Raw genomic sequence first — 13,150 nt, 5'->3', positions numbered from 1 at the left:
CCCCATGATTGCGCACTGAGGGGCGCGCGGCGGCACGTGCGGTGCGTCCCCGGGCCGGCCGGGTCCTGCTTTCTCGGGGCCGTTCGCGTGGCTCACCTGACCTCCTCGCCGCAGGCCGATCGCGGTACGGACCGGCGGTCCCACGTCTCGTACGACGAACGCGGCGGCCGTCGCGTTCCCCCGCGCCCCTCAGTGCGCAATCATGGGGCGGTGGGACGGCTACCAGGAGGCGGGCTGGCCAAGGGGCTGGCCGTCACGTTGCGGACGATGACGCGGCGTTCCATCACGCGCCAGTATCCGGAAGTGCAGCCCGATCTGCCACCGCGCAGCCGGGGTGTCATCGCACTGTTCGAGGAGAACTGCACGGTCTGCATGCTGTGCGCCCGTGAATGCCCGGACTGGTGCATCTACATCGACTCCCACAAGGAGACCCTCCCGGCCGAGGGCGGCGGGCGCGCGCGCACACGGAACGTCCTCGACCGGTTCGCCATCGACTTCGCGCTGTGCATGTACTGCGGCATCTGCGTCGAGGTGTGCCCGTTCGACGCGCTGTTCTGGTCGCCGGAGTTCGAGTACGCCGAGTACGACATCGCCGAGCTGACGCACGAGAAGGAGCGGCTGCGGGAGTGGATGTGGACGGTCCCGCCGCCGCAGGCCCCCGACCCGGGCGCCGAGGACCCGAAGGAGCTGGCCGCGGCGGAGAAGGCCGCCGCCCGCGCCGCCCGCGCCTCCGGCGGGCCCCCCGGGGACGCGCGGTGACCGGCCAGGAGGTCGTCTTCGCGCTGCTCGGCGTGGTCGCCGTGGGCTCCGCGCTGCTCGTGGTGACGACGCGCCGGCTCGTCCACGCGGCGCTGTGGCTGGTCGTGTCGTTCGGCGCGCTCGCGGGCGGCTACCTGGTGCTGACGGCGGAGTTCGTCGCGTGGGTGCAGGTGCTGATCTACGCCGGCGCGATCGTCGTGCTGCTGCTGTTCGGGATCATGCTGACCCGCGCGCCGATCGGCGAGTCCGCCGACCTCGACTCCCCGAACCGGTGGGTCGCCGCCGCCGTCGCCGCCGCGACCGCCGCCGTCCTGGTCACCGTCCTCGTGATGGGCTTCGGCGACGAGCGGATGCCGCTGCGCGCGGGCGGCGGCTCGGCCGAGGAACTCGGCTCGGCGGTGTTCCGCACGTGGGTGCTGCCGTTCGAGGTGCTGTCGGTGCTGCTGCTCGCGTCGCTCGTCGGCGCGATCGTCCTGTCGCGCACGGACATCCGCCCGAAGCCCGACCGCCCGGCGAAGCCCGACCTGGACGGCGCCCCGGACGGCGGGCCGGAGACCGGCCGGGAGGGCGAGCGCTGATGCACCTCGCCTACCCCACGGTCGTCGCGGCCCTCCTGTTCTCGATCGGCGTGTACGGGGTGCTGGCGCGGCGGAACGCGATCCTCGTCCTGATGTCGGTCGAGCTGATGCTGAACGCCGTGAACCTGAACCTCGTCACGTTCGACATCTGGCTCCGGGACCGGCTGCACGGCGGCCAGGTCCTCACCCTGTTCACGATCGTGATCGCGGCGGCGGAGATCGGCATCGGGCTCGCGATCGTCCTGCTCGTCTACCGGAACCGCCGCATGATCGACGTCGACCGCCTCCGCGACCTCGCCGAGGACCGGACGGACGAACGCCCGGGCCGTCCCGCGCGGGAGGACGGCGCCGTCCGGGACGGGGAGGCCGCACGGTGATCGTCCTCGCGTCCCTGACCGTCCTCCTCCCGTTCGCCGCCGCCCTCGCCGGGTTCCTGCTCGGCCCCCGCCTCACCCGCGCGCTGCGCGGCGGCACGCCCCCGCGCTCGCCCCTCCGCAACGGCCCCGCGCTGATCGCGTGCGTCCCGGCGGCGGCGTCGCTCGTCCTCGCGGCGGTCGTCGCGGGCACCGTCTGGCGCGACCCCGGGCCCCGGACGGGCGGGCTCACCGTCGTCGACACCGGCACCGTCCCGATCCGGGTCGCGCTGCAGGTCGACGGACTGTCGGCCGTCGTCGCGCTGATGGTGTGCTGCGTCGCGCTCGCCGTCCAGGTGTACTCGGTCGTCTACCTCGACGGCGACCGCCGCTACTCCTCGTACGCCGCCTTCGTGTCGCTGTTCACGTCGGCGATGCTGCTCGTCGTCCTCGCCGCCGACCTGATCGTCCTGTACGTTGGGTGGGAGGTCATGGGCGTCTGCTCGTACTTCCTGATCGGCCACCACTGGGAGGAGCGGGAGTACTCGCGGGCGGCCGTGAAGGCGTTCCTGACGACCCGGCTCGGCGACGCGGGGTTCCTCGTCGGCATCATCGTCCTGGGCGTCGGCGCCGGGTCGTTCGCGACGGCCGACGTCCTGCGGCACGCCGCCGCGCTCCCGGACACGACCGCCACCGCCGCCGCGCTGCTGCTGCTCGCGGGCGTCGTCGGCAAGAGCGCCCAGTTCCCGCTGCACACCTGGCTGCCTGACGCCATGGCGGGTCCGACGCCGGTCAGCGCGCTGATCCACGCCGCGACGATGGTCGCGGCGGGCGTCTACGTCGTCGCGCGGCTGTTCGGCGTGTTCGCGGCGGCCCCGGCGGCCCTGGCCGTCCTCGGCGTCCTCGCCGTCGTGTCGATGGTCGGCGCGGCGCTCGCGGCCCTCGCGCAGGACGACCTCAAGCGCGTCCTCGCGTACTCCACGATCAGCCAGCTCGGCGTGATGGCGGCGGGCCTCGCCGTCGGCGCGCCGACCCCCGCGGTCTTCCACCTGCTGTCGCACGGCGCGTTCAAGGCGCTGCTGTTCCTCGCCGCCGGGTGCGTCATCGTCACGACCGGCACGAACATGCTCGCCCGCTACGGCGGCCTCCGGCACGGCATGCCGATCACGTTCTGGTCGATGACGGTCGGGTTCGCCGCGCTCGCGGGCGTCCCGCCCCTGTCCGGCTGGTTCAGCAAGGACTCGGTCATCGAGGCCGCCCAGCACTCCGCCCTCCACGGCGGCGAGCTGTACAACGGCGCACGGAACGCCGATGCCCTCCGGGACGGCGGCCTGCTCCCTCTGGACCCCGGCGTCACGGGCATCCTCGTAACCGGAGGCGTCCCGGTCCCCGTCCAGACCATCCCCACCGGCGTCGCCTGGGTCGTCTACCTGGGCCTTCTCCTCACCGTCGCGCTGACCGCCGCCTACGCGGCGCGGGCCTGGCTGATGACGTTCTTCGGGGAGCCGCGCGGGACGCACGACGCCCGCGAGCCCTCGACGATCATGTCGTGGACGGTCGCGGCGCTCGCCGTCCCGGCCGCGGCCCTCGGGTTCTTCGGGCTCGGCGCGGCGGAACTGCGGCCGCACCTCGGCTCCGCGCTGCTCGGGACCGTCCTGACGGCGCTCGGCGCGGGGGCCGCGTTCCTCGTCTGGAACCGCGACCCCGCGCTCGATCCCGCGCGCGCGCTCGGGCGCGTCCGTCCGGTCTTCGCGCGCGCCTTCTACGTGGACGAACTGTACGCGGCGGCGATCGTGCGTCCCGCCCGCGCGCTCGCCCGCGCCGTCGTCGCGGCGGACGCCCGCGGCGTCGACGCCGCCGTCGTCGCGACCGGACGGTCCGCGCGCCGGATCGCCGGGCCCCTGCGCGTCCCGCAGAACGGCAACCCGCAGACGTACCTGACGGGCCTGCTCGCGGGCGTCGTCGTCATCGCGGCCGTGGTGGTGATCTTCCAGTGATCTTCGTCGTGATGATGGCGATCCCGCTCGCCGGGGCGCTCGCGCTGCTCCTCCCGCGCGACCGGTTCCTGTCCACGGGCCTCGCCGTCCGCCGGTTCGGGGCGTTCGCGTCCGGCGCGACGCTCCTCGTCGCCGTCGCCGCGCTCAACGCGTTCGACTACGCGGACCCGTCCGCCGTCCAGCTCGGCGTCGACCGGGAATGGGCCCCCGCGATCGGCCTCCGCTTCCACCTCGGCGTCGACGGGATCTCCCTCCCGCTCGTCGCCCTCACCGCCCTGCTCACCTTCCTGTGCTTCCTGCACCTCCTCCGGCACGTCCCGGACGGCGGCGACGTGCGGCTGCTGACCGCGCTGCTGCTCGTCCTGGAGGTCGGGCTCCTCGGCACCTTCACCTCCCTCGACCTCGTCCTGTTCTTCGTGTTCTTCGAGGTCGTGCTGATCCCGATGTACGCGGTGATCATGCTGTGGGGCGGGCCCGGACGCCGCGCCGCCGCGTACAAGTTCGTCCTCTACACCCTCCTCGGCTCCGGGCTGCTCCTCGCCGGGATGCTGCTGGTCGCCGTCGACGCCGGGACGCTCGACATGACCGAGCTCGCCGCCCGGCACGGCGCCGGCCTCACCCACGGCATGCAGGTGACCGCGTTCGCGCTGATGGGCCTCGGGTTCGCCGTAAAGGCGCCGATGTGGCCGCTGCACACCTGGCTGCCCGACGCGCACACCGAGGCCCCCACCGTCGGGTCCGTCCTGCTCGCCGGGGTCCTGCTGAAGATTGGCACCTACGGGCTCGTCCGCGTCGCCGTCCCGCTCGCCCCGGACGGCGCCGCGTTCTGGGCGCCGTGGCTCGCGCTCCTCGCCGTGATCGGCATCGTCTACGGCGCCCTCGCCTGCCTCGGCCAGCGCGACCTCAAACGGATGATCGCGTACTCGTCGGTCGGGCACATGGGCTTCGTGCTGCTCGGCATCGCGACGCTGACGCCCGTCGGCGTGAACGCGGCGCTGTTCGGCAACATCGCGCACGGCCTCGTCACCGGCCTGCTGTTCTTCCTCGCCGGCGCCGTCAAGGAGCGCTGGGGGACCTACGACCTGGACGCCCTGGGCGGCGGGATGCTCGCGACCGCCCCGCGGCTCGCGTCCGTCCTGACCTTCGCGTCCGTCGCGTCCCTCGGCCTGCCCGGGCTCGCCGGGTTCTGGGGCGAGCTGATGGCCCTCATCGGCGCCTACCGGCCCGCCCCCGACCTGCCCCGCACCGCGTTCCTGATCTTCCTGGCGGTCGCCGCGCTCGGCGCCGTCCTCACCGCCGCCTACTTCCTGCGCATGCTCTCCACGATCACCCACGGCCGCCCGGACCCCGCCGCGCCGCCGCGCGCCCCCGCCGTCACCGTCCAGGAGTACGCCGCCTGGATCCCGCTGGTCGCGCTGACGCTGCTCATCGGGCTGTGGCCGAAGACCCTGCTGGACGTGACGACCGCCCCCGTGCGGGCCCTGCTCGGAGGCGGCTGATGATCCAGAGCATCGACTACGCGGCCGTCGCCCCGCCGCTGATCGTCGCGGTCGCCGCCGTCGGCCTGCTGCTCGGCGACGCGTTCGGCCTGCCCCGGCGCGCCCTCGGGGCGCTGTCCGGCGGGGCGCTCGCCGCCGCGTTCGCCGCCGTCCTCGCGCTCGGCCCCGGCGACTGCCGCGCCACCTTCTGCCTGCCGGACGGCCTCCGCGGCGACGGGCCCGCGTCCTGCTCGTACGTCGCCGACGACTTCACGCTCGCCTTCCAGGGGATCGTCCTCCTCGGCGCCCTGGTCGTCGTCCTGCTGTCCGTGCAGCAGATCGCCGACGCGAAGGTCCCGGCGGGGGAGTACCACTTCCTCCTCCTCGCGGCCGTCGTCGGCGCCCTCGCCCTCGTCGCCGCCCGCGACCTGATCCTGCTGGTCGTCGCGCTCGAGACCCTCTCGCTGCCGGTGTTCGCGCTCGTCGGGCTGCGCCGCTACGACGGCACCGCCTCCGAGGCCGCCCTCAAGCTCTTCCTCGTCTCCGTCGTCTCCGCCGCGATCATGCTGTTCGGGGTCAGCCTCCTGTACGGCGCGACCGGCGCCATGCACCTCGACCGCATCGCCCCCGCCCTCGCCGGACTCCCCGCCGAACTCGACGCGGTCGCCGCCGCCGGCATCGTGCTCCTCCTCGCCGGCTTCGGGTTCAAGGTCGCGGCCGTCCCGTTCCACTTCTGGGCCCCGGACGTCTACCAGGGCGCGCCCCTCCCCGTCGCCGCGTTCCTGTCCGTCGTGTCGAAGGCCGCCGGGTTCGCCGGGCTCGCGATCGTCCTGTCCCTCGGCCTCCCCGCCTACGCGCACGTGTGGGGGCCCCTCGTCGCCGTCCTCGCCGCCGCCACCATGACGCTCGGCAACCTGGTCGCGCTCCGCCAGCGCACCGCCGTCCGGCTGCTGGCCTGGTCGTCGGTCGCGCAGTCCGGGTACATGCTGGCGCCGCTCGCCGTCGGCACCGACCACCTGCCCGAGGCCGTCGCCGCGACCACCGCCTACGTAGCGTTCTACGCCGTCATGAACCTCGGCGCGTTCGCCGTCGTCACCGGCTTCCGCCGCCGCACCGACGAACGCGCCCAGCCGATCGACACCCTGGACGACTTCCGCGGGCTCGCCCGCCGCGCCCCCGCCACCGCCGCCGCCCTCGCCTTCTTCCTCATCTGCCTCGCCGGGCTCCCCCCGGGCGTCATGGGACTGTTCGCGAAGGTCGTCGTGTTCCGCGGCGTCGTCGCCGGCGACGTCGTCTGGCTCGCCGTCGTCATGGCGGTCAACACCGTCGTCGGGCTCTACTACTACCTGCTCTGGGCCGCCCGCCTGTTCGCCGCGCCCACCGGCCCGGCCGCCGAAACCGCCCCCGGCCTGCCCGTTCGCTTCGCCGTCGCCGCGACCGCCGCGGGCGCGATCGTCCTGTCCGTCGCGCCGCAGGTCATCCTGCAGACGGTGGCCGCGGCGAGCTGACGGGAACGTTCAGCCAGGTCACCCCGTTCTCGGTGTTGGGTGGAGCAAACGGGGAGGCTTCGGAAAAGTGCAGTTCAACGGCATCAAAACCGCGGCACTCATCGCTGCGCTGTCGGCCTTGATGCTCGCCGTCGGGTGGACGATCGGCGGAAGCGCCGGCCTCGCGATCGCCCTCGTCATCGCGCTCGGCACCAACGGCGTCGCCTACTTCTTCAGCGACCGGATCGCGCTGCGCTCCATGCGCGCCCACCCCGTCGGCGAGGTCGAGGCGCCCGTCCTGTACCGGCTCGTCCGGGAACTCGCCACCTCGCAGCGGCAGCCCATGCCGCGCCTGTACATCTCCGAGACCATGCAGCCCAACGCGTTCGCCACCGGCCGCAACCCCCGCAACGCCGCCGTCTGCTGCACCCGCGGCATCCTCCGCATGCTGGACGAACGCGAACTCCGCGCCGTCCTCGGGCACGAACTCTCGCACGTCTACAACCGCGACATCCTGATCTCCTCGGTCGCCGCCGCCATCGCGACCGTGATCACCTACCTGTCGCACCTCGCGATCTTCCTGCCGCTCGGCCGCTCCGAGGACGACGACGGCCCCGGCATCCTCGGGGCCCTCCTCATGCTCGTCCTCGGGCCCGTCGCCGCCGCCGTCGTCCAGATGGCGATCAGCCGGACCCGCGAGTACGCCGCCGACGCCGCGGGGGCCCGCATCACCGGCGACCCCCTCGCCCTCGCCTCGGCCCTCCGCAAGATCGAGGCCGGCACCCGCGCGATGCCGCTGCCCCAGGACCCCGAACTCGCGACCACCAGCTCCCTCATGATCGCGAACCCGTTCCAGGGCATGGGCATCGGCAAGCTCTTCTCCACCCACCCCCCGACCGCCGACCGCATCGCCCGCCTCGAACGCATGGCCCGCTAACTCGCGCGAACAACCCCGGGGTCCGCGGCGTCATAGAAAACGAGAGCGCGCCGGCCGTCTCTGCGGGGGAGACGGGCGGCGCGCTCTCGCACGTCAGCGGTAGTTCACGAACTGCAGGGCGACATCGAGGTCCTTGCCCTTCAGCAGGGAGATGATCTGCTGCAGGTCGTCCTTCTTCTTCGAGCTGACCCGCAGCTCGTCCCCCTGGATCTGCGCCTTCACGCCCTTCGGGCCCTCATCCCGGATGATCTTGCCGATCTTCTTGGCGTCCTCCTGGGAGATGCCCTCCTTGAGCCCCACGCCGATCTTGTACACCTTCCCCGAAGGCTTCGGCTCGCCCGGATCGATCGCCTTCAGCGAGATCCCCCGCTTCACGAGCTTGTCCTTCAGCACGTCCAGCACGGCGTTCGCGCGCTCCTCGGTGTTCGCCTGGATCTCGATGGTCTCCCCGGACCACTTGACCCCCGCGTCCACGTTCCGGAAGTCGAACCTGTTGGCCACCTCCTTCGCGGCCTGGTTCAGCGCGTTGTCGACCTCCTGGCGGTCCAGCTTCGAGACCACGTCGAAACTACTGTCGGCCATCAGACGTCCCCTCACCAGCGACTAACACGTCGACGAAGCGTATCGACCTTCCGCTCAGTCCTCGGTCCACCCGTGCTTCTGCGCGACCGCCAGCAGGCTCTCGCGGATCTTCACGATCTGCCCGCCCGTCAGCTCCGGGACCTTCGCCAGCAGCACGTCCGTGATCTCGTGCCCCAGCTCCCGCGACGACAGGACGTCGCACAGCACATCGTCGTCGAACGACTCGGCCGCCCTCCTCGCCGGCGGCCGCTCGGGCGCCGCGGGCTCGTCGAGCGCCCGCACGGCGAACGCCTTCGGCCCCCGCTCCCCCTGCGCGACCTCGAACTCCACCGCCGTCCCGGGCGTGAACAGGCTCTTGTCGTCCAGCAGGTCGTTGGCGTGCACGAACACGTCCTCGCCACCCCCGTCCGGCACGATGAACCCGTACCCCCGCACATTGTCGAAACTGAAGATCGTTCCTGAACGCACCACAAACCTCACCACGTCAACACAGCTTGAGCGCAGGGTAGCGGCTGCCCCCCGCGCGCCTCCCCCGCCACCGATGTCACGTCCACTCGCCCCGTCCGCTATTCTTTCCAGTGCCGTCGCCGAGCGCGACACACCACGGCGGGTTGCCCGAGTGGCCAATGGGAGCGGACTGTAAATCCGTCGGCTTAGCCTACCCAGGTTCGAATCCTGGACCCGCCACCACCAGCCTAAACGGCCCCTGACCAGCAACAACGGTCAGGGGCCGTCGGCGTCTATCGTTCGTCCAGCGGCCGGACGTGCATGCGTCCGGCCGAGCGGCTGTCGCATCGTCGTCCGGGGCGCTGCCAGAATCGGGCTGTGGCTGGAGACCCCGCTCGTTACGCCGACGGCCGGAACATGGGATGGCGGCTCGTCTGGTTCGACGACGGCGATGAGCGGCTCATCGATACCTTTCCCGTCAGCCGGGAGCAGATCATGAGGGTCCATGACCTCCGGATCTTCGACAACGGTGACGACGAGTGGTTCGCGGCGGGGTCGTACGAGGTCGCGGCCGAACACTGGCCGCGGCTCATCGAGGTGCTGGCCTGCCCGCCTCCCGAGGCCGGCCGGTCGTACTTCATCGAGGGGCACGCCACGGACTTGTAGGCGTGCCGGTCCGACCCGCCCGCTGCCGCTCAGGGGCCCGGCTCCGGGGCGGGCGCCGCCTCGGTGTGGCGGTGCCACTCGCCGTCGGGGCCGGTGGTCCGCCAGGAGCCGTCACCGAGGGGGACGATGTCCGTGCGCGCGAAGAACTCCGGGCCGAGGGGGCGGAGCACTCGTCCGACGTGGACATCGACAAGATAGTTCTCCTGGAAATCCTCGAAATCCTCGGGATCGCCGAACTCGTCGAGCGCGGTGACGCGCTCACCGTGAACGGAGACGATCGCGGTTCGGGCGTCAAGGAAGCCGACGATCCAGCCGATGAAAAAGGTCTCGTGTCTGTCTTCGTCGTACCCGAAGGAATCGGCCTGGACGGCGATCTCTTCCTGCCCGTCGGGGAAGGTGCGTACGCGCAGTTGCTGAAGGAGGGTGCCCGGCACGTCTTCGACTGTGAGCATGCGCCTGCCGTCGGGTGAAAGGTCGAACAGGCCGTCCCATGCGTACTCGGTGACCGAGATTCCTCCGCCCTCCAGGCGGCCGCGGTAAACCCGGGAGCCTTCCTGCCCTTCACCGACGTCGAGCAGCATGTGCTCGCCGTCCGGGTGGGCGAAATGGAACGCGCCGTGACCTCCGCTGCCGAGGTCGGTCTGCCCCAACACGGCGCCGGTGGCCGCGTCGAGGGCGAACCACTGGTCGGTGTGGCCGGCACCCCTTAGGGCCATGTCCGGCCGGTATAGCCACACCACTTCACCGTTCTGGGAGAACGCGCAGGAAGCGCGGCCGTTCATGTAAGGCGTGGGTGCCGCCCCGAAGTCCATTCGCCACCTGGGTGTGCCGTCGCGTCCGACGCAGACGAGTTCTTTGTCGGTCGTATAAACGGCATGCTCCAGGTCGGGTGAGGCCGCATGGCCGATCGGTGGTTCTTCGGTGGGAAATACCCCCGCCTCGTCGAAGCGGCCACCGTTGGGGGGCGGTATGGAAAGGTCGTAAGCGACTACGCTTCTGGCGGTACTTCTGGTTCTGATTTTCCGATTCGCGGACATGTCGCCACAGGGTAGTGGAGTGCCTCCTTCTAGGGGCAGGAATGTCTTTCGGGGGTCTGCGGCGGGCCGAACTCGATCGGGCACTGTGCGTCACGCGCTGGGGAGTGAGGGCTCACTCATTGACGGAGTGAGTGCTCACTCTGTACTGTCGCGGCCATGACGGCATCCAAGGAGAACCGGCCCGCTCGGCGGCGGGCGCCGGCCATGTCGCCGGAGCGGCGGCGCGAGATGATCATCCAGACCGCGATCCCGCTGATCACCGAGTACGGGGCGGCGGTGACGACGGCGAAGATCGCCCGTGCGGCGGGCATCGGGGAGGGCACGATCTTCCGGGTCTTCGCCGACAAGGACGAGCTGCTGCAAGCCTGCATCGCGGAGGTGCTCTCCCCCGAGCACGCGATCCGGGAGCTGGAGGCGATCGACATGTCGCTGCCGCCGGACGAGCGGCTCGCGGAGGCGGCCGAGGCGCTGCAGGCGCACATGGACCGGCTGGGCGCGGTGTTCGGCTCGCTCGGCCACGGCGGCGGCAAGCACCCGGGGACGGTGCGCGGTGCGGGACGCGAGGAGTCGATGTCCCGTCTCCGCGCGGCGCTCGCGGAGCTGCTGGAGCCCGAGCGGGAGGCGCTCCGGCGGCCGCCGGAGCAGGTCGCGGCGCTGTTCCTCGGGCTGCTCTTCACCCAGCCGCGGACGGACGACAAGCCCGACCTGGCCCCGCGGGAGCTGGTGGACGTCTTCCTGCACGGGGCGTTCACTGGAAGTGCCGAGTGAACGTGCGGAGGAGGCGCCTTGGGGTCGCGGCCCTGGCCGTCCTGGCGCCCGTCCTGGTGTGGCTGGTCGCGGATCCGCTGCTCGGGCAGCAGTTGCGGATAGCCGACGGCGAGGAGACGCTCGACATCGGCGTCGCGCCCGTGGCAGTTGTCGCGCTGCTCGCGTCGCTCGCGGGCTGGGGGCTGCTCGCCGTCCTGGAGCGGTTCGGGGTGCGGCGGGCCCGCGCCGTCTGGGTCGGAGTGGCCGGCGCCGTGCTGGTGGTGTCCTTCCTGCCGTTCGCCGGTGAAGGCATGGACGGCGGCACCCGGGTCTCGCTCGGTCTGATGCACCTGGTGGTGGCGGCGGTGCTGATTCCTGGGCTGGGCTCGCTCCGAGCCGGTGCAGCCAAGGCGGAAACGGCCGAGAGTCACTGAAAGCGTTCCGCACGCGCACGCCAACCGGAGTCGGGAGCACTTGTTCGACACCCTGCAGGAGGAAAGCGCTCGGGGTTGACCTCGAGCTTGCTTGAGGTTCTAGCGTCGGTCCCGGTCGCCCGGTCACCGGATCGGGCGCGAGGGGATGGGAGACGCCATGGACGGCGCATCGATCGGTGTGACGGTGATCGGGCTCGGCGAGATGGGGGCGGCGCTCGCGGACGCCTTTCTCGAGCGGGGCCACCCGGTCACCGTGTGGAACCGGACGCCCGGTAAGGCGGACGCCCTGGTGGCGAAGGGCGCACGGCACGTGGGGACGGTTCGGGACGCGGTTCTCGCCGGAGAGCTCGTCGTCGTGTGCGTGAAGGGCAACGGGACCGTCCTCGGGTTGCTGGACGACGCGGGCGACGCGCTCGGGGGCCGCACGCTGCTGAACGTGACGGACGGGACGTCCGCCGAGGCGACGGCGGTGGCCGAGCGGGTTCGGGGCGAAGGTGCGGAGCACCTGCACGGGCAGATCATGACGATCGCGCCCGGCGTGGGCCACGAGGACGCGGTGGTGTTCTACGGCGGGGACGAGCGGGTTCACGAGCGGCTTCGGCCGGTGCTGCGGGCTCTCGGCGGGCGCGGGACCTGGGTGTCCGCCGATCCGGGCGCGGCCGTCCTGTACGGGATGGCCGTGCACGACACGATGTGGGGCCTGCTGAACGGGTTCCTCCACGCCGCCGCTCTCCTGTCCGATGCGGGCATCGAGGCCAAGCGGTTCCTGGAGTACGCGCGCCCGTCGATGTCCGCGCTGACGTCCTTCCTGCCGTCGATCGCGGACGAGGTCGACGCGGGGGCGCACGCGGTGCCGTTCGGGGCGCTGCGCCACCACCTGCCGTCGGTCGACGATGTGGTCCGGGAGAGCCGCGCGCGCGGCATCGACGGCGAGCTGCCGGAGTACACCCGGACGCTCGTCGCGCATGCCCTCGAGCAAGGCCACGCGGACGACAGCTACTCGCGGCTGGTCGAGCACTTCAGGGGGTGAAGGGCACCCGGGGCGCGGCGCGATTCCGTGAGCGGCACGCGCGGCACGCGCGGCGGCCCATGGCGGTCACCGGGAGGCTACGGGCATGGCGGTTACGTTGCTGCTGGCGCGGGTCGCGCCCGCGGTGCTCGGCGAGTGCGGGCGGTCGGTCGCGGTGCTGGACCGGCTCTGCTCGTTCGAGGCGTTGGCGGCCTCGGAGTACCTCGATCTCGACTGGGCGGGCGGCGGCATCGTCCATGTGTGCGAGGTCCTCGGTGCCGGCGCGGTGCGGGGGCTGCTGGACGGCGGCGAGGAGGTCAACCTCGCCTACCGGGACCGCCCCGACGGCGTGGTGGAGCCGCCGAGGGCGGTGGCGGCCGAGGACGTGGCGCGCTGCGCCGCCCAGCTCGAAGGCATCGGTCCAGAGGGCCTCCCCGCGGCGCTGCCGTCCGATCCGGACGCCGCCGGGACGCTGCTCGGCGAGCCCTACGCGTCCATGGAGGGGCACCCGCTCGATTACATGGCGGCGCATTTCACCGCGCTCCGCCGCTTCTGCCGGGTCGCCGCGGAACGGCGTCTGGCCGTCGTGACCTGGTGGGACTGAGGCGGCGCGAAGCGGCTTCGGCAGACGTTGGGGGC

At 72.1% G+C, this 13,150-nt stretch carries 15 protein-coding genes and 1 tRNA gene; 13 read left to right on the top strand and 3 right to left on the bottom strand.

The genetic code is table 11. The features are described from left to right. The first annotated feature begins 303 nt into the window (after positions 1 to 303). From DMH08_RS03860 to htpX, 7 genes are all read left to right on the top strand, one after another. Positions 304 to 759, top strand: a complete 456-nt coding sequence (locus tag DMH08_RS03860) for a 4Fe-4S binding protein (RefSeq protein WP_233617380.1) — start codon at positions 304 to 306, stop codon at positions 757 to 759. Next, a complete protein-coding gene (locus DMH08_RS03855; RefSeq protein WP_125611734.1) occupies positions 756 to 1,337 on the top strand; it encodes an NADH-quinone oxidoreductase subunit J family protein in 582 nt (193 codons plus the stop codon). Before DMH08_RS03860 ends, DMH08_RS03855 begins: the two co-directional genes overlap by 4 nt. Further along, positions 1,337 to 1,714 (top strand): NADH-quinone oxidoreductase subunit NuoK, encoded by a 378-nt coding sequence (gene nuoK / locus DMH08_RS03850; RefSeq protein ID WP_026404257.1) that lies wholly within the window; start codon positions 1,337 to 1,339, stop codon positions 1,712 to 1,714. The genes DMH08_RS03855 and nuoK overlap by 1 nt, the downstream gene beginning before the upstream one ends. After that, a complete protein-coding gene (locus DMH08_RS03845) occupies positions 1,711 to 3,687 on the top strand; it encodes an NADH-quinone oxidoreductase subunit 5 family protein (RefSeq protein WP_125611732.1) in 1,977 nt (658 codons plus the stop codon). Before nuoK ends, DMH08_RS03845 begins: the two co-directional genes overlap by 4 nt. Continuing rightward, positions 3,684 to 5,186: a complex I subunit 4 family protein gene (locus DMH08_RS03840; RefSeq protein ID WP_325052906.1), complete on the top strand. Its 1,503-nt coding sequence runs from the start codon at positions 3,684 to 3,686 to the stop codon at positions 5,184 to 5,186. Before DMH08_RS03845 ends, DMH08_RS03840 begins: the two co-directional genes overlap by 4 nt. Continuing rightward, positions 5,186 to 6,673, top strand: a complete 1,488-nt coding sequence (locus DMH08_RS03835; RefSeq protein WP_125611730.1) for an NADH-quinone oxidoreductase subunit N — start codon at positions 5,186 to 5,188, stop codon at positions 6,671 to 6,673. Before DMH08_RS03840 ends, DMH08_RS03835 begins: the two co-directional genes overlap by 1 nt. A gap of 67 nt (positions 6,674 to 6,740) precedes the next feature. Next, on the top strand, positions 6,741 to 7,589 hold the full coding sequence (htpX, locus tag DMH08_RS03830) for a zinc metalloprotease HtpX (RefSeq protein WP_125611728.1): 849 nt from the start codon (positions 6,741 to 6,743) through the stop codon (positions 7,587 to 7,589). Between the two features lie 93 nt (positions 7,590 to 7,682). On the opposite strand, the gene DMH08_RS03825 is transcribed toward htpX, so the two are convergent. Both DMH08_RS03825 and DMH08_RS03820 read right to left on the bottom strand, forming a co-directional pair. Then, positions 7,683 to 8,171 (bottom strand): YajQ family cyclic di-GMP-binding protein, encoded by a 489-nt coding sequence (locus DMH08_RS03825; protein WP_026404252.1) that lies wholly within the window; start codon positions 8,169 to 8,171, stop codon positions 7,683 to 7,685. A 54-nt stretch (positions 8,172 to 8,225) separates the two neighbouring features. After that, complete coding sequence (locus DMH08_RS03820) at positions 8,226 to 8,642, bottom strand: cold-shock protein (RefSeq protein WP_233617379.1); 417 nt, start codon at positions 8,640 to 8,642, stop codon at positions 8,226 to 8,228. Positions 8,643 to 8,776: 134 nt separating this feature from the next. Between DMH08_RS03820 and DMH08_RS03815 the strand changes: the two genes are divergently transcribed. Both DMH08_RS03815 and DMH08_RS03810 read left to right on the top strand, forming a co-directional pair. Then, positions 8,777 to 8,861, top strand: a tRNA-Tyr gene (locus tag DMH08_RS03815). Positions 8,862 to 8,996: 135 nt separating this feature from the next. Beyond that, the gene (locus DMH08_RS03810; protein ID WP_125611726.1) at positions 8,997 to 9,284 is read left to right on the top strand and encodes a hypothetical protein; all 288 of its coding nucleotides are present in this window, start codon (positions 8,997 to 8,999) and stop codon (positions 9,282 to 9,284) included. Positions 9,285 to 9,313: 29 nt separating this feature from the next. On the opposite strand, the gene DMH08_RS03805 is transcribed toward DMH08_RS03810, so the two are convergent. Next, the gene (locus tag DMH08_RS03805; protein WP_125611724.1) at positions 9,314 to 10,321 is read right to left on the bottom strand and encodes a hypothetical protein; all 1,008 of its coding nucleotides are present in this window, start codon (positions 10,319 to 10,321) and stop codon (positions 9,314 to 9,316) included. Positions 10,322 to 10,477: 156 nt separating this feature from the next. Between DMH08_RS03805 and DMH08_RS03800 the strand changes: the two genes are divergently transcribed. The 4 genes from DMH08_RS03800 to DMH08_RS03785 all read left to right on the top strand — a co-directional run bounded on the left by DMH08_RS03800 (position 10,478) and on the right by DMH08_RS03785 (position 13,115). Further along, positions 10,478 to 11,089, top strand: coding sequence for a TetR/AcrR family transcriptional regulator (locus DMH08_RS03800; RefSeq protein WP_125611722.1), 612 nt, complete (start codon positions 10,478 to 10,480; stop codon positions 11,087 to 11,089). A gap of 2 nt (positions 11,090 to 11,091) precedes the next feature. After that, positions 11,092 to 11,502 carry a DUF6069 family protein gene (locus tag DMH08_RS03795; RefSeq protein ID WP_233617378.1) on the top strand — a complete coding sequence of 137 codons (411 nt, stop codon included), beginning with the start codon at positions 11,092 to 11,094 and terminating at the stop codon, positions 11,500 to 11,502. Positions 11,503 to 11,659: 157 nt separating this feature from the next. Continuing rightward, complete coding sequence (locus tag DMH08_RS03790; RefSeq protein ID WP_158642244.1) at positions 11,660 to 12,532, top strand: NAD(P)-dependent oxidoreductase; 873 nt, start codon at positions 11,660 to 11,662, stop codon at positions 12,530 to 12,532. Between the two features lie 85 nt (positions 12,533 to 12,617). Further along, entirely contained in the window at positions 12,618 to 13,115 is a 498-nt protein-coding gene (locus DMH08_RS03785; RefSeq protein ID WP_125611720.1) for a hypothetical protein, read from the top strand. The last annotated feature ends 35 nt before the right edge of the window (positions 13,116 to 13,150 follow it).

Origin of the sequence: Actinomadura sp. WAC 06369 (genome assembly GCF_003947565.1) — a bacterium.
GTDB classification, from domain to species: Bacteria; Actinomycetota; Actinomycetes; order Streptosporangiales; family Streptosporangiaceae; genus Spirillospora; species Spirillospora rifamycini.
This window is presented reverse-complemented; position numbering and strand designations above follow the sequence as displayed.